The organism is Actinoplanes sp. NPDC049668 (assembly GCF_044465445.1).
Classification (GTDB): domain Bacteria; phylum Actinomycetota; class Actinomycetes; order Mycobacteriales; family Micromonosporaceae; genus Actinoplanes.
In genome coordinates, this window is the sequence record NZ_JBITLR010000003.1 from 241,443 (window position 1) to 259,379 (window position 17,937).

General features: G+C 71.8%; 15 protein-coding genes and 1 pseudogene. 7 read left to right on the forward strand and 9 right to left on the reverse strand.

What is annotated here, in order from left to right:
* From ACIBSW_RS13740 to ACIBSW_RS13755, 4 genes are all read right to left on the reverse strand, one after another.
* Entirely contained in the window at nt 1-243 is a 243-nt protein-coding gene (locus ACIBSW_RS13740) for an acyl carrier protein (protein ID WP_023359558.1), read from the reverse strand.
* A gap of 53 nt (nt 244-296) precedes the next feature.
* The gene (locus tag ACIBSW_RS13745) at nt 297-1,247 is read right to left on the reverse strand and encodes a beta-ketoacyl-ACP synthase III (protein ID WP_354719275.1); all 951 of its coding nucleotides are present in this window, start codon (nt 1,245-1,247) and stop codon (nt 297-299) included.
* Between the two features lie 37 nt (nt 1,248-1,284).
* Nucleotides 1,285-2,457, reverse strand: a complete 1,173-nt coding sequence (locus ACIBSW_RS13750) for an acyltransferase domain-containing protein (RefSeq protein ID WP_354719276.1) — start codon at nt 2,455-2,457, stop codon at nt 1,285-1,287.
* 176 nt (nt 2,458-2,633) lie between these two features.
* Complete coding sequence (locus tag ACIBSW_RS13755; protein ID WP_354719278.1) at nt 2,634-3,830, reverse strand: helix-turn-helix domain-containing protein; 1,197 nt, start codon at nt 3,828-3,830, stop codon at nt 2,634-2,636.
* Between the two features lie 263 nt (nt 3,831-4,093).
* On the opposite strand from ACIBSW_RS13755, the gene ACIBSW_RS13760 reads away from it, so the two are divergent.
* From ACIBSW_RS13760 to ACIBSW_RS13775, 4 genes are all read left to right on the forward strand, one after another.
* Complete coding sequence (locus ACIBSW_RS13760) at nt 4,094-4,312, forward strand: hypothetical protein (RefSeq protein ID WP_354719378.1); 219 nt, start codon at nt 4,094-4,096, stop codon at nt 4,310-4,312.
* Nucleotides 4,313-4,393: 81 nt separating this feature from the next.
* Entirely contained in the window at nt 4,394-4,957 is a 564-nt protein-coding gene (locus tag ACIBSW_RS13765) for a TetR/AcrR family transcriptional regulator (protein ID WP_354719280.1), read from the forward strand.
* Between the two features lie 45 nt (nt 4,958-5,002).
* Nucleotides 5,003-5,455 carry a sigma factor-like helix-turn-helix DNA-binding protein gene (locus ACIBSW_RS13770; protein ID WP_354719281.1) on the forward strand — a complete coding sequence of 151 codons (453 nt, stop codon included), beginning with the start codon at nt 5,003-5,005 and terminating at the stop codon, nt 5,453-5,455.
* Nucleotides 5,452-6,219 (forward strand): hypothetical protein, encoded by a 768-nt coding sequence (locus ACIBSW_RS13775; protein ID WP_354719283.1) that lies wholly within the window; start codon nt 5,452-5,454, stop codon nt 6,217-6,219. Before ACIBSW_RS13770 ends, ACIBSW_RS13775 begins: the two co-directional genes overlap by 4 nt.
* Nucleotides 6,220-6,241: 22 nt before the next feature.
* Here the strand turns inward: ACIBSW_RS13775 and ACIBSW_RS13780 are convergent, their stop codons facing one another.
* Entirely contained in the window at nt 6,242-6,775 is a 534-nt protein-coding gene (locus ACIBSW_RS13780) for a hypothetical protein (RefSeq protein ID WP_354719285.1), read from the reverse strand.
* A gap of 437 nt (nt 6,776-7,212) precedes the next feature.
* Nucleotides 7,213-8,622, reverse strand: a complete 1,410-nt coding sequence (gltX, locus tag ACIBSW_RS13785; RefSeq protein ID WP_354719287.1) for a glutamate--tRNA ligase — start codon at nt 8,620-8,622, stop codon at nt 7,213-7,215.
* A 146-nt stretch (nt 8,623-8,768) separates the two neighbouring features.
* On the opposite strand from gltX, the gene ACIBSW_RS13790 reads away from it, so the two are divergent.
* Nucleotides 8,769-10,142, forward strand: a complete 1,374-nt coding sequence (locus tag ACIBSW_RS13790; protein WP_354719289.1) for a glycosyl hydrolase family 18 protein — start codon at nt 8,769-8,771, stop codon at nt 10,140-10,142.
* Nucleotides 10,143-10,166: 24 nt separating this feature from the next.
* On the opposite strand, the gene ACIBSW_RS13795 is transcribed toward ACIBSW_RS13790, so the two are convergent.
* The 3 genes from ACIBSW_RS13795 to ACIBSW_RS13805 all read right to left on the reverse strand — a co-directional run bounded on the left by ACIBSW_RS13795 (nt 10,167) and on the right by ACIBSW_RS13805 (nt 14,846).
* The gene (locus tag ACIBSW_RS13795) at nt 10,167-11,420 is read right to left on the reverse strand and encodes an MFS transporter (RefSeq protein WP_354719291.1); all 1,254 of its coding nucleotides are present in this window, start codon (nt 11,418-11,420) and stop codon (nt 10,167-10,169) included.
* 134 nt (nt 11,421-11,554) lie between these two features.
* On the reverse strand, nt 11,555-14,293 hold the full coding sequence (gene aceE / locus ACIBSW_RS13800) for a pyruvate dehydrogenase (acetyl-transferring), homodimeric type (protein WP_354719293.1): 2,739 nt from the start codon (nt 14,291-14,293) through the stop codon (nt 11,555-11,557).
* 148 nt (nt 14,294-14,441) lie between these two features.
* A complete protein-coding gene (locus ACIBSW_RS13805; RefSeq protein ID WP_354719294.1) occupies nt 14,442-14,846 on the reverse strand; it encodes a YjbQ family protein in 405 nt (134 codons plus the stop codon).
* Nucleotides 14,847-15,208: 362 nt separating this feature from the next.
* Between ACIBSW_RS13805 and ACIBSW_RS13810 the strand changes: the two are divergent.
* Both ACIBSW_RS13810 and ACIBSW_RS13815 read left to right on the forward strand, forming a co-directional pair.
* Nucleotides 15,209-17,353, forward strand: a pseudogene (locus tag ACIBSW_RS13810) (thiamine pyrophosphate-dependent enzyme); the annotation flags it as partial.
* A gap of 109 nt (nt 17,354-17,462) precedes the next feature.
* Entirely contained in the window at nt 17,463-17,894 is a 432-nt protein-coding gene (locus ACIBSW_RS13815) for a DUF3052 domain-containing protein (RefSeq protein WP_184996719.1), read from the forward strand.
* Nucleotides 17,895-17,937 lie beyond the last annotated feature (43 nt).

Sequence of the window (17,937 nt, forward strand, 5' to 3'; positions counted from 1 at the left end):
TCAGTGGTTCGCCTCGATGAAGGAAACGGCGTCGCCGACGGTCTTGAGGTTCTGCACCTCGTTGTCGGGGATCTTGACGCCGAACTTCTCCTCGGCGGCCACCACGACCTCGACCATGGACAGCGAGTCGACGTCCAGGTCGTCGGTGAAGGACTTCTCCTCGGCGACGTCGTCCGGGTTCACCCCGGCGACCTCCTCGAGGATCTCGGCGAGGCCGGAGGTGATCTCAGCGCGGGTTGCCATTGTGGTGGGTTCCTTTCGATGGTGGGGGTACTCGCGGACAGTTCTCAGCCCGGTCACGGGCAGCGGACAACCTGTCCCGCGTAGGTGAGGCCGCCGCCGAAGCCGAAGAGCAGGACCGGGGAGCCCGAGGGCACCTCGCGTCGCTCGACGAGCTTGGACAGGGCCAGCGGCACGCTCGCCGCGGAGGTGTTACCGGATTCGATCAGGTCCTTGGCGACGACGACGTTCGGCCCGAGGCCGAGCCGCTTCACGATGCCGTCGATGATGCGGGTGTTGGCCTGGTGCGGCACGAACGCCGCGAGCTCGTCCGGGCGGACGCCGGCGCGCTCGCAGGCCTGCAGCGCGAACGGGGCCAGCGCGGTGGTCGCCCACCGGAACACGCTCTGGCCCTCCTGCTGGATGTAGGGCTGCCAGCCCTCGATCCGCAGCACGTCGCCCTTCTCCGGCGCCGAGCCCCACAGCACCGGGCCGACGCCGGGCTTCTCGCCGTCGGCGGAGGCCGAGACCACGGCCGCGCCCGCGCCGTCGCCGAACAGCACGGCGGTGGTGCGGTCGGTCCAGTCGGTGACGTCGGACAGCTTCTCCGCGCCGATGACGATGGCGTTGCGGCTGGCGCCCGCGCGGATGGCGTGGTCGACCGTGCCCAGCGCGTACGAGAAGCCGGAGCAGGCCGTGTTCACGTCCATCGCGGCCGGCGCGGCGATGCCCAGCCGGGCGGCGACCCGGCTGGCCACGTTCGGGCAGCGGTCGATCGACGAGCAGGTCGCCACGACCACCATGTCGATGTCGGCGGCGGTGAGCCCGGAGCCGGCCAGGGCCTTCTCGGCGGCGAAGGTGGCCATGTCGGCGACGGACTCGGCGTCCGCGACGCGGCGCTCGGCGATGCCGACCCGGTCCCGGATCCACGCGTCGTTGGTCTGGACGATCTCCGCGAGGTCGTCATTGGTGATCACGCGCGAGGGCTGGTAGTGGCCCATCGAGACGATGCGGGAACCCGCGTTCATCGTGCTGCTCCTTCGATCGCGACGGACTGGACCACACTCACTGGAGCAGTCCGCCGATGCGGGCGACCGGCTGGCCGGGGGCCACCGGGTCGTCGTGGCGGGCCAGCCACTCGGTGAGCACGCCGGCGCCGTGCGCGGCGATCTCGACCGGGCCCTGGCGGGTCACCACCTGGCCGACCACCTGACCGGTACGCACGTCGGCGCCCTCGTCCAGGCCGTCGGCGGGCCGGAACACACCGGCGCTGGGCGCCACCACGACCCGGAAGAGAGGGGTCGGCTCGTGAGTGGAGACCGTGCCGTGCCGGGCGATCAGGTCGCGGGCGGCGGCCAGGTCGTCCGGCGTGTTCAGCGTGACGATCTCCGGGGCACCGTCGCCCTTGAGCTCGCGTTTTACCAGGCCGGCCAGGGTGCCGGCCGGCGGCAACTCGATGACGCCGGTGACGCCGAGGTCGCGCAGGTTCCGCATCACCAGGTCCCAGCGGACTCCGGCGGTGACCTGGCGGACCAGGCGCTGCAGCATCTCCCGGCCGTGGATGACGGCCGCGCCGTCCAGGTTGGACAGCAGGATGCGGCCCGGGTCGGCGACGGTGACGCCGCCGGCCACCGCGCCCAGTGCCCGCTCGGCGGGCGCCATGTACGGCGTGTGGAACGCGCCGGCGACCGACAGGCTGATGATCCGCGCCTTGGTAGGCGGCTCGGCGGCGAACTTGGCGAGGTCCTCCAGCGCGCCGGCGGCGACGATCTGGCCGGCGCCGTTGCGGTTCGCCGCGTGCAGCCCGTGCTTCTCGATCGCGGCGAGCACCTCGTCGGGGTCGCCGCCGAGTACCGCGCTCATGCCGGTCGGCTTGAGCGCGCAGGCGGCGGCCATCTCGCGGCCGCGGACCCCGGCCAGGGTGATCGCGGCCTCGGCCGGCAGCACGCCGGCGAGGGCGGCGGCGCCCAGCTCGCCGACGCTGTGGCCGGCGACCAGGCCGACGTCGTACATCGGCAGGTGCTCGGCGGCGAGCAGGGCGGCGGCGACGAGCAGGGGCTGGGTGCGCGCGGTGTCCTTGATCTCGTCGGCGTCGGCGGCGGTGCCGAGGTGGATCAGATCGACGCCGGCGAGCGCCGACCACCAGCGGAGGCGGGCCTCGGCGCCGGGAAGGTCGAGCCACGAGGAGAGGAAGCCGGGCTTCTGGGAGCCCTGGCCGGGTGAGAGAACTGCGAGCACGTTGCTGACTCTTCCCGATGGCGGCGCGTTGCGGGGTTGCTGCGCGCCACCAAACCCTACGACCGACGTTGTAGGTTTCCTACAAACACTCCCGAAAAATGTCCTGTTTTGGGGTGAATTAGTGGCACCTCAAGGCACTTAACGATCTTTCAGTCAGGGTCCGGACCGGCAGTGATTTAGCTCGCAGGGTCGAGCCGGCCGATGGCCAGCGCGAGCCGCAGCGCGAACGCGTCCCGCCCGTCCAGCGGGGACAGTCCGGTCACCTCGGCGACCCGCCGGAGCCGGTACCGCACGGTGTTCGGGTGCACGAACAGCTCGCGGGCCGCGCTCTCCAGCACCCCGCCGGCGGCGAAGAACGCGTCCAGCGTCTCCAGTAGCCCGCCGCCGGCCCGGACGACCGCGCCGTACGCGTCGTGCCGCAGCGCCCGCCGGGCCTCGGAGTCCCCGGCCAGGGCGCGCTCCGGCAGCAGGTCGTCGGCGGCGACCGGGTTCGGCGCGCCGGGCCAGGCGGGCGCGGCCCGGAAACCGGCCAGGGCGGCCCGGGCCGACTCGGTGGCATGGTCCAGCGACGGTACGGCCGGCCCGACCACGATCGGCCCCTCGCCGAAGCTGGCCGCGAGCTGCCCGGCGGTGGCGAGCGGGTGGGCGGCCCCGCCCATGACGATGACGAGCCGGTCGCCGTGCACCCCGCCGATCACCTCGACCCGGGCGCGCCGGGCCGCCCGGTAGACGCTGTGCAGCACCGCGGTGATGTCGCCGCCGGGGGAGCGCCCGACGACCACCGCGACGGGCGGCGCGTCCGCCCAGCCGAGCGCGGCGGCCCGGCTGGCGAGCACGTCGGAGGAGTCGCCGCGCAGCAGGGCGTCGACCAGCAGCGCCTGCAGCCGGGCGTCCCAGGCGCCCCGGGACTCGGCGGCGCGGGCGTACACCCGGGCCGCGGAGAAGGCGATCTCCCGGGAGAACTTGAGGATGGCCGTCGCGAGGGCCTCCTCCTCGCCCGCGGCGGCGAGGCTGGCCACCTCGGACTCGGCGACGTCGATGGTGACCTTGACCAGCTGCACGGTCTGGGTCAGCGTGATCGCGCGGGCCAGCGCGCGCGGCGCGGCGGCGAAGACCTCGTCGGAGATCTCCTGGGTGCCGGCCGCGGTGCCGCCGGAGCGCAGCCACTCCACCAGCGAGCGCACGCCGGCCTGCGCCACGAGCATCACCCAGGAGCGCTGGTCGGCGGGCAGCGCCCGGAACCACGGCAGGGTCTCGTCCATCCGGGCGACGCTGGCGGTGGCGAGGGCGCCGGCGCGGCCCTCGACGCGGCGCAGCGTGGCGGCCAGTGGCGCCCGCCGGCCCGCGCCCGGTGTTTTCGCTGGCTTCGCCACCGGCCCAGCCTGTCACGATCCTGTTCGCCGTGGTCAGAGCGGGCCTCGAGGTTGTACCGTTCCGCGCGGTCACGCGTACATCTCAATTCTGTACCTTTTGGGAAATTTGTCCGTAATAGCGGTGCGCCTCGGCCCCGATTTCGGTCGGTGACCTGGCAGTGTGTCGTCCTAGTGCGCCGTAAACGCCCGTTCGGGAGGTAATACCGGGCGCCGAGGTGCCGATGAGACCGGGGTAACGAAGACCGGCAGGGAAGGAGGCAGTGATGACGGAGCGCGAGGACGGCCAACTGTGCGCCGACGCGGAGCAGGCGGCCGCGGAGGAGTCGCTCACCCCACTCGCCGTCGAACCGGCCGGTGAGGTCCCGCACCGGGTCGGCTGCCGCACCGAGCTTCGCGGCTGGGCCGGCGCACATCTGCACGGCGCGGTCCGCCCGCGCCGCCGCGCCGCGGGCCGCGGCCGCCCGCCGGGCCGCTGGTGCTGATCTCACTCGGTTGAGTGACTGCCTGCGGTGTGGCGCGCGCGTTCCGTGACGTCGGCGCCCCCGTCCCGACACCGTGAACGGGTGGACGACAAGAGACGGCTCATCCTCGACCAGGCCCTGGCTCTCGTCGACGAACAGGGCCTCGGCGCCATGTCCATGCGCGCCGTCGCGGAACGGGTCGGGCTCACCTCGATGGCGCTCTATCCGTACGTCGGCGGCAAGGACGCTCTGCTCGACGGGCTGGTCGACCTGCTGCACCTGGAGCTCGGCACGGGGTACGGCGAGGACCCGGCCGGCATCGACTGGCGCCAGCGGCTCCGGGCGCTGGGCCGGGCGGTGCGGGCGCTCTCCCGCGCACATCCCGGCGCGTACCCGCTGCTGCTGAACCGCCCCTCCGCCGGCGCCTCGGCGTCCTGGCTGACCGCCGCCCTGCGGGGCTGCCTGCACGACGCGGGCGTGCCCGCGGAGCAGGTGCCGCGGCAGACCCGGATGATCTGCGCGTTCCTGCTCGGGTACACCGTCGGGGAGGTGACCGGCGGCCTGCCCGCCGACGACGCCGCCGAGCATGACGACGACGCCGCCGAGTTCGACGCGGACCTCGACGACCTGGTCCGGCTGGTGGAGGTCACCGTAGGCGTTGGCTGAGCCGGTTCCGCGGCGACCGCGCGCGGTAGTGGCCTATAAAGAGATATGTCCGATGGGTACGTCACCCAGCGCTACGTCCATCTTCGCCGTGCGGCGTTCCTGATGTGCGGCGACTGGGCGCGGGCCGACGACCTCACCCGGGCCACGCTGGCGCGGTATCTCAACGAGGCCGACGCCGGCGACCCGGACCTCTGGACGTACGCGGACCTGATGGCCGGCGTCAAGAAGCCGCGCGGGCGCCGCAGGCGGGTCTTCGTCGCCCCCGCGGACGGCGAGGCCGGCGGCGACGCGCACACCGTGCTGGTCCTCGACGCGCTGCACGGCCTCACGCCGCGCTGCCGGGCGGTGCTGGTGCTGCGCCACTTCTGCGGCCTGGCCATCGACGAGACCGCCGCCGTCCTCGACCTCGACGACGGCCGGGTCCTGGCCCTGGAGGCCGAAGGGCTCGGCGCCTTCGCGTCGCTGCTCGCGACCGCGCACCCGGCCGGCACGCGATGAGCGCCCTGCTGACCGACGTACTGCAGCGGGCCTGCGAGAGCGAGCCGCTGCCCGGCGACGACGTCACCGCCGACATCGTCGCGCGCGCCGATCGGCTGCACCGCCGCAGCGCCTGGGTCCTCGTGCTCGCCGGCGTCGCCACGATAGTCATCGTCGTCCTGCTCGGGTACACCGCCACGACGCTCCTGCTGCCCGGCCCCAAGCTGCCGACGACCGCCGCGGTGCCCGTGCCCCAGCCGCGCCCCTCGGGCGTCCTCGACCCGGTCCTGGCGAAGCTGGCGCCGCCGATCGACGCCAAGGGCTACACGATCGTGCCGCCGGAGCCGGCGTCGGGCCCGGGCTGGCGGCGGTACGCGGTGCACGACCGGTCCGGCGCGCCGCGGGGCATGGTGGAGGTGGCCGTCTTCGACGCGGAGGCCGGGCTCTGCCTGCCGGTCAGCGCCGACCCGAGCGCCTGCGCCCTACCGGACCGGACCGCGGCCGGCGTCGAGTACGCCCGCTACTCCACCACCGACGATGTCGACTGGCAGGTGAACCAGGTGATCGCCCGCCGGCCGGTGGACGGCCGGACCGTGGCGGTCATGGCCACCGGCGAGCGCGGCACCGGCAGCGCGGCGGCGGGCGAGCCGCCGCTGACCATGGCGGAGGCTGAGGCGGTCGCCACCGACCCGCATCTGCCGGACGCGTTCGGGGTGGGCGAGCGGTGCAACCGCCCGGCGCCGTCCTGCCCGATCCTGAAGTTCCCGGTCCGCCCGAGCGATTGACCGCGGCCCGGGCGGCTACCGGTCAGACCCGGCGGCGGATCAGGTAGGCGATCCCGGCCAGGCCGAGCAGGATGACGACGAGCACCGCCGTGTTGAGCAGGAAGAGCCGGCGGAAGTCGGCCAGGACGTGGTTGACGTTCTCGACCGGGTCCATCTCGGCCGCCTCGACGTCCTCGCCGATGCCGCCGCCGATGCCGCCGCTGACCACGTCCGGCTTGGCCTTCAGCGGAACCCCGCTCAGGCGCAGCGACTCCGACATGGTCAGGCGGCCGTAAAACCAGCCGGACTGCTTCTTGCCGGTCGGCTGCTTGGCCGGCCGGTATGCCCGGGGGCCGCCGGCGGCGTTGGGGTAGAGGTCGTAGACCTGGGTCGCCTTGTCCTTGACCAGGACGGTCACGACGAACTTCGGGCCCATCTTGTCGGCCTTGGGCCGCGAGGTGGTCGGCGGCGTGCTCGCCAGCCAGTTGACCTCACTCAGCAGCCGGTTGAACAGGTCGTCCCGCTCGGCCTGCTGCACGACGATCTTCTGGGCGGGGAAGTCTCCGACGATCTGCACCGCGGTCGGCTTGGCCGGCGCCTTCGGTGCGGCCCACCCCGGTGCGGGGGCCAGACTGATGCTTAGTGCGAAACCTGCTGCAAGGACACCGGCCGCCGATAGAAATCGGGCGATCACCCCTTGAACCACCGTCCGGCCTCCCCGCCCCCGTGGATGAAAATCTGCGCGCTGGTGGTGCCGTCCTCACAGCTTTCCCTCAGATGGTCTCGGCCGCATCTCGGGCCGGGACGAATTGGAGCTATCTGGGATCGGTTGCGGTGGCGAGGACGGACGCCGAGCAGCGGCCGAATAGTACCTAGGCGTCGCAAGTTCCGCCGGGCGCGGTCACCCGTGCTGCTGACGTTCCTACCCCATAGGACGGCGGGGCTGGTCAAGACGTTGTCCGGTGGAGTACGCGCGCGCCGGACAAATCTGGCGCGCGCGTACTAAACGGTCGGTCAGCCCAGCTTGGCGCGGGCCGCGGCCAGCCGGGCGAGCGTCCGCTCCCGGCCCAGCACCTCGAGCGACTCGAACAGGGGCAGGCCGACGGTGCGCCCGGTCGCGGCGACGCGTACCGGTGCCTGGGTCTTGCCCAGCTTGAGCCCGCGCTCCTCGCCGACCCGCTCGAGGGCCGCCTTCAGCGGATCGGCCGACCAGTCGGGCTGCTCCGCGAACGCCGCGGCGGCGGCGTCGAGGATGTCGGCGGCGCCCTCCTTCATCGCCTTGTTCCACGACTGCTCGTCGGAGACCGGCTCGTCGAGGAAGAGGAAGTCGACGTACTCGACGATCTCGCCGAGCACCGCGATGCGGGTCTGCGCCAGCGGCGCCACCGCGGCGAAGACGGCCGGGTCGAACACCGCCGGGTCCCACGGCGGCGCGGGGATCGTGTCGGTGCCGCCCAGCCAGGGCGCGCACACCGCGGCGAACTCCTCGGCGTCCAGGGCGCGGATGTAGTCGCCGTTGAACGCCCGCAGCTTCTTCACGTCGAAGAACGCGGGGGAGTGGCTGACCTCCGCGAGCTTGAACTCCTCCTCGACGACCGACCACGGCACGATCTCGCGGTCGCCGGAGGGCGCCCAGCCGAGCAGCATCAGGTAGTTGCGCATCGCGGCGGCGAGGTAACCCTCGTCGCGGTAGGACTCGAGCGCGACCTTGTCGCGCCGCTTGGAGAGCTTCTGCCGCTTCTCGTTGACGATGACCGGTACGTGCGCCCAGACCGGCGGCTTGACGCCGAGCGCCTCCCAGAGCAGTTGCTGCTTCGGGGTGTTGGGCAGGTGCTCCTCGGCGCGGATCACGTGGGTGATGCCCATGGTCATGTCGTCGACGACGTTGGCCAGCAGGAAGACGGCCGAGCCGTCGCTGCGGGCGATGATGAAGTCCTCGATCAGCTTGTTCTCGAAGGTCGGCTCGCCGCGGACCAGGTCGACGACCACAGTGTTGCCCTCGTCGGGCGTGCGGAACCGCAGCGCCCGGCCCTCGCCGGGGCCGAGGCCCCGGTCGCGGCAGAAGCCGTCGTAGCCGGTGTGCTTGTTGCCCGAGCGGGCGACCGCGTCCTCGCGGGAGCAGCCGCAGTAGTACGCGCGGCCCTCGGCGTAGAGGCGGGTCGCGGCGGCGGTGTGTTCATCGGCGTACGTCGACTGGTAGTAGGGGCCCTCGTAGGTGCCGCGTTCGATGCCGATCCAGTCGAGCGCCGAGATGATGCCCTCGGTCCACTCGGGACGGTTGCGGGCGGCATCGGTGTCCTCGATGCGCAAGACGAAGACGCCGCCCGTCTGCTGGGCGACGATCCAGTTCTGCAGCGCCGAACGGGCGCCGCCGACGTGGAACATTCCGGTCGGAGAAGGGGCGAAGCGTACGCGAACTGTCACCCGCCCAGCCTACGGCGCTCGTCGAGGTCTTTGTCAGCGACCTTTTATCACGTCGTATATTGACGACTATTAGTTAATCTTCTTAATATTTAACCGCTCGATGTCATCCCCGACGGCGTCCCCGACGCCGGACAGAGAGGTTCCCCATGAGACGACAACTGGCCGCGGCAGCGCTCGCGGCCGTCCTGGCCGCCGCCGGCACGGTCGCCCTGCAGGGCAGCTCCGAGGCGGCCGTCCTGCCCGGCAACTTCAAGAGCGTCGGCTACCAGCCGTCGTGGGCGGGCAACGTCAACAGCATCCAGTACGGCAAGCTGACGCACATCAACTACGCGTTCGTGCTGCCGAACTCCAACGGCACCCTGCAGGCGGTGCCGGACCCGGGCAAGCTGACGTCGCTGGTCACGCTCGGCCACCAGAACAACGTCAAGGTCGGGCTCGCGCTCGGCGGCTGGAACGACGGGAACGACTCCGCGTTCGAGGCGCTCGCCGGCAACGCCGGCGCACGCACCACCTTCGTCAACGCCGTGCTCGGCCTGGTCACCCAGTACAACCTGGACGGCGTCGACATCGACTGGGAGTACCCCGACCCCGGCGCCTCCGCCAACAACTACACGGCCCTGATGCAGCAGCTCAGCACCGCGCTGCACGGCCGGGGCAAGCTGCTCACCGCCGCGGTCGTCTCCGAGGGCGGCACCGCGAACGGCGTGCAGCCCGCCGTCTTCGGCATGGTCGACTGGCTCAACATCATGGCGTACGACGGCGGCAGCCCGCACGCCAACTACGACTGGTCGATCGCCAGCGTCAACTTCTGGAAGAGCCGCGGCCTGCCGGCCGCCAAGGCGGTGCTCGGCGTGCCGTTCTACAGCCGGCCCGGCTACCGGACGTACGCGCAGATCGTCGCCACCAACCCGGCGTTCGCCAACCAGGACTGCGCCACCATCGGCGGCGTCAACGAGTGCTACAACGGCCTGCCGACGATCCGCCGCAAGACCCAGTGGGCGATGGCGAACGCCGGCGGCATGATGAACTGGGAGCTCTCCCAGGACGCGACCGGCGCGAACTCGCTGGTCAGCGCGATCTACACGACCGCGACCGGCGGCGGGCCGACCACACCGCCGACGAACCCGCCCTCCGGGCGCACCGGCCGGATCACCGGCATCGCCGGCAAGTGCGTCGACGTCGCCGCGGCCTCGTCGGCCAACGGCACCGCGGTGCAGCTCTACGACTGCAACAACACGGCCGCGCAGACCTGGACGGTGGCCACCGACGGCACGCTGCGGGCGCTGGGCAAGTGCCTGGACATCGCGGCCGCCGGCACGGCGAACGGCTCGCTGGTGCAGCTGTACGACTGCAACGGCACCGGCGCGCAGCAGTGGCAGGCGCAGAGCAACGGCACGCTGCGCAACCCGGCCTCCGGTCGATGCCTGGACGCGTCGAACAACAGCTCGGCCAACGGCACCCGCCTGCAGATCTGGGACTGCTTCGCCGGCGCGAACCAGCGCTGGGTGCTACCCGCGTAACCGCGTGACTCCGTGCGGTCCTCGCTAGGGGACCGCACGGATGCGGACCACCATGACCGCGCCGAGCAGCGTCACGACCGCCGTCAGCGCGTACAGGGTCGGATAGCCACCCAGGTGGGTGACCAGCGGCGCCGCGATCGCCGGGCCGAGCACCTGCGGGGCCGCCGTCGCGATGTTGATGATCCCGAGGTCCTTGCCCCGGTCCACCGCGGCCGGCAGCACCTGCGTGATGAGCGCGTTGTCCACCGCCAGGTAGACGCCGTAACCCGCGCCGAGCAGCACCGAGCCGACCAGCGCGACCGGCCAGGTCGGCCAGATCGCCAGCAGCAGGGCCGCGACCGCGATGACCACGCCGGACCAGACCACGAAGATCTTGCGCCGGCCGGACCGGTCCGACAGCCGCCCGCCGATCACCGCGGTCGCCACCATGCCCAGCGTGTACAGCAGGATCATGATCAGCAGGCCCTCGTCCGGGTTGGCGAGCTTGACCCGGTCGGTGAGGAAGTACAGCAGGAACAGGGTGCCGAGCGCGTTGCCGAGCTGCACCAGGAACCGGGTGCCCCAGGCCCAGGCGAAGTCGGGGTTGTCGCGGAACAGGCGCCAGATGTTGGTCCGCGAGCTCGGCCGCCGCACCTCCGCCGGCAGCGGGTCGTCGGGCGTCAGCAGCGCGAACGGCACGGCGAGCGCGACCAGGAGCAGGGCCATGACCACGTACCCGGAGGCGACGCCGGTGACGACCGCGGTGCACAGCACCGCGCCGAGCACCAGGCCGAGCGCCTGCGGCATGCCGATCCAGCCGGAGACCGCGCCGCGCTGGCCGACCGGCACCCGGTCCGGGACGGCGGCGGTCAGCGAGGCCAGCATGATGTTGAGCCCGACCTGTGCGCCCGCCCAGCCGAGCGCCACGCCGAGGATGTTCCGCTGCTCGGCGAGGGCCAGCAGCGACAGGCAGGAGATGGCGGCGCCGGCGAGGGTCCACACGTGCCGGCGCCCGTACGCCCGTCCGCCGATCCGCAGCCGGGTCCGGTCGGAGAGCGCGCCCGCCGCCGGGTTGACGATGATCGCGACCAGCGCGCCCAGCGCGGTCACCCAGCCGAGCGCCGCCTCCTTGCCGGCGACGCCGATCTCGGTGATCTGCTCGGGCAGCAGAATCTGCACCGGCGTGAAGAACGCCATCCAGAGGCCGAGGTTCGCCGCGAAGAGCAGGCCGATCCAGGAGCGCCGTACCGGCACCATCGGCTCGGCCAGCGCGGCCGGCGTGCCCTGCGTGACGCTCATGGCACCCCCGGGGAGAACGCGAAAGATCCTCGGACCTTAAGGGATCGGGGTCTCCGCGGGAAGGGCCCTCCCGGCCGAGGCCGGACACGAAAGAGGGGAGCCCACCCGGGCTCCCCTCTTTCACAGGCCGTCGGTCAGCTGTCGCCGCCGGTCTCGCCGACCGGGGCGGCCGTGACGTCGTCGATCGCGTACTTCTTCGCGGCCTCCACCGGAACGTGCATCGGCACCTTGCCGCGCAGCGCCAGCTGGCGCAGCGTGGCCACCGTGATCGACTCCGCGTCCACGTGGAAGTGCCGGCGCAGCGCGTGCCGGGTGTCGCTCATGCCGAAGCCGTCCGTGCCCAGCGACGTGTAGTCGTTCGGCACCCAGCGGCTGATCAGGTCGGGCACCGCCCGCATCCAGTCGCTGACCGCGACGACCGGCCCCTCGGTGCCCTCGAGCTTGGCCTGGATGTACGGCCGGCGCGGCTGGTCGCCCGGATTGAGCAGGTTGTGCTCCTCGGTCTCCATGGCGTCGCGGCGCAGCTCCGTCCAGGACGTCACCGACCACACGTCCGCGGCGACGCCCCAGTCCTGCGCCAGCAGCTGCTGCGCCTTGAGCGCCCACTGCACGCCCGTGCCGGACGCGAGCAGCTGCGCCTTCGGGCCGGAGGCCTCCGGCGCCGGCGCGTACCGGTAGATGCCCTTGAGCAGGCCCTCGACGTCGACCTCGGCCGGCTCGGCCGGCTGCAGGATCGGCTCGTTGTAGATCGTCAGGTAGTAGAAGACGTTCTCCTGCTGCTCGCCGTACATCCGGTGCAGGCCGTTCTCGACGATGTGCGCGATCTCGAACGCGAACGCCGGGTCGTAGGCGACCACGGCCGGGTTCGTCGCCGCGATCAGCAGCGAGTGCCCGTCCTCGTGCTGCAGGCCCTCGCCGTTGAGCGTGGTCCGCCCGGCGGTGGCGCCGAGCAGGAAGCCGCGGGTCATCTGGTCCGCGGCCGCCCACAGCTCGTCGGCGGTGCGCTGGAAGCCGAACATCGAGTAGAAGATGTACAGCGGGATCATCGGCTCGTCGTGCGTCGCGTACGAGGTGCCGGCCGCGATGAAGCTGGCGGTCGAGCCGGCCTCGTTGATGCCCTCGTGCAGGATCTGGCCGTTCGTCGCTTCCTTGTAGGAGAGGAAGAGCTCCCGGTCGACCGACGTGTACGTCTGGCCGTGCGGCGAGTAGATCTTCTTCGTCGGGAAGAGCGAGTCCATGCCGAACGTGCGCGCCTCGTCCGGGATGATCGGCACCCAGCGGGACCCGAACTCCTTGTCGCGCATCAGGTCCTTGAGCAGCCGGACGAAGGCCATCGTGGTGGCGACCTTCTGCTTGCCGGAGCCGCGCTTGACATCGCCGAAGGTCTTCGAGTCCGGGATCGCCAGCGACTTGTGCTTGGTGCGCCGGCTCGGCACGAAGCCGCCGAGCTCCTTGCGACGATCCAGCATGTACTGCAGCTCGTCGGACTTCTCACCGGGGTGGAAGTACGGCGGCAGGTACGGGTTCTCCTCGAGCTTGGCGTCCGGGATGTCCAGGTAGAGCCGGTCCCGGAACTGCTTGAGGTCGTCCAGGGTCAGCTTCTTCATCTGGTGCGTGGCGTTGCGGGCCTCGAAGTGCGAGCCGAGGGTCCAGCCCTTGATCGTCTTGGCGAGGATCACGGTGGGCTGGCCGGTGTGCTCGGTGGCCGCCTTGTAGGCCGCGTACAGCTTCTTGTAGTCGTGGCCGCCGCGCTTGAGGTTCCAGATCTGGTCGTCGGTCATGCCCTCGACCAGCTTGCGGGTGCGCGGGTCCCGGCCGAAGAAGTTCTCCCGGACGTACGCGCCCGATTCGCCCTTGTATGTCTGGTAGTCGCCGTCGGGCGTGACGTTCATCAGGTTGACCAGGGCGCCGTCGCTGTCAGCGGCGAGCAGCGGGTCCCACTCGCGGCCCCAGACGACCTTGATGACGTTCCAGCCGGCGCCGCGGAAGAACGCCTCCAGCTCCTGGATGACCTTGCCGTTGCCGCGCACCGGGCCGTCGAGGCGCTGCAGGTTGCAGTTGATGACGAAGGTCAGGTTGTCGAGCTCCTCGCGGGCCGCCAGGCCGATCGCGCCGAGCGACTCGACCTCGTCCATCTCGCCGTCGCCGAGGAAGGCCCATACGTGCTGGTCGCTGGTGTCCTTGATGCCGCGGTTGTGCAGGTAGCGGTTGTAGCGGGCCTGGTAGATCGCGTTCAGCGGGCCGAGGCCCATGCTGACCGTCGGGAACTCCCAGAAGTTGCTCATCAGGCGCGGGTGCGGGTAGGACGGCAGCCCGCCGCCCGGGTGCGACAGCTCCTGGCGGAAGCCGTCCAGGTCGTGCTCGCCGAGCCGGCCCTCGAGGAAGGCGCGCGCGTACATGCCCGGGGAGGCGTGTCCCTGGAAGAAGATGTGGTCGCCGCCGCCGGGGTGGTCCTTGCCGCGGAAGAAGTGGTTCATGCCGACCTCGTAGAGGCTGGCGGACGACGCGTAGGTGGAGATGTGGCCGCCGACGCCGATCTCGGGCCGCTGCGCGCGGTGCACCAGCATCGCGGCGTTCCACCGGATGTAGGCGCGGATGCGCCGCTCGATGAACTCGTCACCGGGGAACCAGGGCTCGCGCTCCGGCGAGATCGTGTTTATGTAGTCCGTCGACGTCAGGGGCGGGACACCCACCTGCCGCTCCCGGGCCCGTTCGAGCAGCCGCAACATCACGTAGCGTGCGCGCTTGGCGCCGCCGTCGTCGATGACTCCGTCGAGCGACTCGACCCACTCGCTGGTTTCCTCGGGGTCGATGTCCGGAAGCTGGCTCGGCAGGCCGTCGCTGATCACCGGGCGCTTGCGTTCCGTGGCCACAGGCATTCCTCTAGGTCGGTGTCGGGCCGTGCGCTCATCGTGTGAACCGCACGGGAATAGGTCCATCCTGCCCCCTGCCGGTGGCTGGCGTCACGCCTACCGCGCTCGTTCGCGACGCTCGACACAGGTACTGACCAGTAACTTCGCGTCAACCTGCCAGAAAGCTGAACCGGACCTGCCGCTGCGGGTTGTCGCCGTTGGTGTCGACGAGACAGATCGACTGCCAGGTGCCGAGCGCGATGCGCCCCCCGATGACGGGGAGTGAGGCGTACGGCGCGATCCAGGCGGGCAGCACGTGATCGCGGCCGTGCCCGCGCGACCCGTGCCGGTGCCGCCACCGGTCCTCGGCCGGCAACACGTCGTCGATCGCGGTCAGCAGGTCGTCGTCCGACCCGGCGCCGGTCTCGATGATGGCGACCCCGGCGGTGGCGTGCGGCACGAAGACGTGCAGGAGGCCGTCGCCGCGCCCGCTGACGAACCGTTCGGCCTCGCCCGTGATGTCCAGGACGGCGGGCCGGTCCCCGGTCCGCACGGTGATCACGGTGGTGTCCATGACGGGACTCTAGGTGAAGAGATCCAGGGCGAGGAAGAAAACGCACACCACCACGAACCAGCAGGCGCACTGCGCGACCCGACCGACCACCGCCATACCGCCGACTCCACCACCGGATCCGGCCGTTCCGCGGCGTTTCCGGCACACCTCACCCCCGGGCCGCAGGTCTTACGGGTGAAGGGAACCGACACCACGCGCGGTGGCGGTGCTGGCCACCGTCGGCAATGCTGGATCGCGTGACCACCCCGCAAAACCTCGACGAGCGCTTCCGCGACGCCGTCTCGGCACTGCAGCCGGGCGAGCCGCGGCGAACGCCCGACGAACCGGTCCGTGACGGCACCGCCCTGACCGTGGCCCAGACCAGAGAACTCTTCGACGCACAGCTCGCCAGCCGGCACCTCGACCTCGCCGCACGCTGGCTGCGCAGCTTCAACGAGGGCTTCTACACGATCGGGTCGTCCGGCCACGAGGGAAACGCGGCCGTCGCCGCCGCGCTGCGCCCCGACGACCCGGCGCTGCTGCACTACCGCTCCGGCGCGTTCTACTGTGTCCGCGCCTTCCAGGTCGGCCTCGTGGGCGACGAAGAGTCCGAGAAGGACCCGCTGATCGAGGCCGCCCGCGACGTGCTGCGCGGCGTGGTCGCCTCGGCCGCCGAGCCGATCGCCGGCGGCCGGCACAAGGTCTTCGGCCGCGCCGACCTGCAGATCATCCCGACCACCTCGACGGTCGCCTCGCACCTGCCCCGGGCCGTCGGCCTCGCCTTCGGCATCGCACGCAACCTTCGTACACCCTGGCCCGCCGACGCCCTCGCGGTCGCCTCCTTCGGCGACGCCTCGGTCAACCACGCCAGCGCGACCGCGGCCTTCAACGCGGCCGGCTGGTACGACCACGCCGGCCAGCGGCTCCCGCTGCTGCTGGTCTGCGAGGACAACGGGTACGGCATCAGCGTCCCGTCGCCCGAGGGCTGGACCGCGGCGGCGCTGCGCGCCCGCCCCGGCATCCGCTACTTCGAGGCGGACGGCTGCGACGCCGCCGCCACCTACGACGCCGCCCGCGAGGCCGCCGACTGGGTACGCGAGCAGCGCCGCCCCGCCGTGCTGCACCTGAGCATGGTCCGGCTCATGGGCCACGCCGGCGCGGACGCCGAGGTCGCGTACCGCAACGCCGAGGAGATCTCCCGCGACCTGGCCCGCGACCCGCTGGCCGGCACCGCCCGCCTGCTCGTCGAGAGCGGCTCCGCCACCCCGGAGGAGCTGATCGCCCGCTACGACGAGGTCGGCTGGCAGGTGCGCAAGGTCGCCGAGGAGGTGCTCGGCGAGCCGAAACTGGCCAGCGCGGGCGAGATCGTCGCCCCGCTGGCGCCGCGCCGCCCCCTGCGCGCGGCCCGCGGCGTCGCCGACGCGGCCGACCGGGCCGCCGGACCGGGCTCGGCCGCCCGGCTCAAGGCCTTCGGCGGCCGGCTGCCGGAGCAGGGCGGCCCCCTCACCCTCGCGCAGACCATCAACGCCACCCTCACCGACGCGCTGCTCGCCGAGCCCGGCGCGATCCTGTTCGGCGAGGACGTGGCCGCCAAGGGCGGCGTGTACGGCGTCACGAAGAACCTGGCCGACCGCTTCGGCGCCGACCGCGTCTTCGACACCCTGCTCGACGAGACGTCGATCCTGGGCCTCGCCCTGGGCGCCGGCCTGGCCGGGATGCTGCCGATCCCGGAGATCCAGTACCTGGCGTACCTGCACAACGCCGAGGACCAGCTGCGCGGCGAGGCGGCCACCATGGGATTCTTCTCCCGGGGCGCGTTCCGCAACCCGATGGTCGTCCGCGTCGCCGGCCTCGCCTACCAGCAGGGCTTCGGCGGGCACTTCCACAACGACAACTCGGTGGCGGTGCTGCGCGACATCCCGGGCCTGGTGCTCGCCGTGCCGGCCCGCCCCGCGGACGCGGCCGCGATGCTGCGCTCCTGCCTGGCCGCGGCGGCCGTGGACGGCAGCGTCTGCGTCTTCCTCGAGCCGATCGCCCTCTACCACACCCGCGACCTGTACGAGGGTGGCGACAACGAATGGCTGGCGCCGTACGCCGGCCCGGCCGACTGGACCGGCGGCCACATGCCCATCGGCCGGGCACGCACCTACCCGGTCGGCTCCGCGGACAACCTGACGATCCTGACGTTCGGAAACGGCGTACGGATGTCCCTGCGGGTCGCGGCCCGCCTGGCCGCGGAGGGCTACGGCTCGAGGGTGGTCGACCTGCGCTGGTTGTCCCCGCTGCCGGCCGCCGACCTGGTCAGGGAGGCCTCGGCCACCGGCCGGGTCCTGATCGTGGACGAGACCAGGCGCTCCGGCGGCGTCGGCGAGGGCATCCTCGCGGCCCTGGTAGACGGCGGATTCGTCGGCGCGGTCCGCCGGATCGCCGCCGCGGACTCCCTTGTTCCGCTGGGTCCGGCAGCGCAACATGTCCTGATCGGGGAAGATGCCATCACACAGGGTGCCCATGCCCTGCTGGCACGGTAAATTGCCTCACACTCGGTGCGCCACTTGCGCGCAGCGCCGCAACTGTGTGGACTACCCAGACCAGGGGTCGGCTTTCCGGCCCCGTCACGGAACAAGGAGGCATTCGACAGTGAGCGCGACCGCTGGTCAGGCCGACGGCGTACGTAGCCCGGCGGACCGGTTCGGGATCGAACCGGGCATGGTGGTCATGGAGATGGGCTACGACGACGACGTCGACGAAGACCTCCGTGACGCCCTGGCCGAACGTTGTGGCGAGTTGGTCGACGAGGACACCGACGAGGTGGTCGACGCGGTACTGCTCTGGTATCGCGACGGCGACGGTGACCTCTTCGAGCTGCTCACCGATGCTTTGGGGCCCTTGGCCGACAGCGGAGTGGTGTGGCTGCTGACCCCGAAGGCCGGCCGCGATGGCCACGTCGAGCCGAGTGAAGTCAGCGAGTCCGCGCCGACCGCCGGCCTCCAGCAGACCTCAACGGTGAACGCGGGCCAGGACTGGACGGCCGCCAGGCTGGTCTCACCCCGCGGCGCCAAGAAGAAGTAGCCGCGGCGCTGTTCCGGCCGGCACCCCTGCGACGGGTGACCGG

What these genes read in the sequence shown, in the direction of transcription:
- ACIBSW_RS13740 (WP_023359558.1), bottom strand. Translation starts at nt 243, where the DNA reads ATGGCAACCCGCGCTGAGATCACCTCCGGCCTCGCCGAGATCCTCGAG.
- ACIBSW_RS13745 (WP_354719275.1), bottom strand. Translation starts at nt 1,247, where the DNA reads ATGAACGCGGGTTCCCGCATCGTCTCGATGGGCCACTACCAGCCCTCG.
- ACIBSW_RS13760 (WP_354719378.1), top strand. Translation starts at nt 4,094, where the DNA reads ATGACGGAGCGCGAGGACGGCCAACTGTGCGCCGACGCGGAGCAGGCG.
- ACIBSW_RS13770 (WP_354719281.1), top strand. Translation starts at nt 5,003, where the DNA reads ATGTCCGATGGGTACGTCACCCAGCGCTACGTCCATCTTCGCCGTGCG.
- ACIBSW_RS13775 (WP_354719283.1), top strand. Translation starts at nt 5,452, where the DNA reads ATGAGCGCCCTGCTGACCGACGTACTGCAGCGGGCCTGCGAGAGCGAG.
- ACIBSW_RS13790 (WP_354719289.1), top strand. Translation starts at nt 8,769, where the DNA reads ATGAGACGACAACTGGCCGCGGCAGCGCTCGCGGCCGTCCTGGCCGCC.
- ACIBSW_RS13795 (WP_354719291.1), bottom strand. Translation starts at nt 11,420, where the DNA reads ATGAGCGTCACGCAGGGCACGCCGGCCGCGCTGGCCGAGCCGATGGTG.
- ACIBSW_RS13805 (WP_354719294.1), bottom strand. Translation starts at nt 14,846, where the DNA reads ATGGACACCACCGTGATCACCGTGCGGACCGGGGACCGGCCCGCCGTC.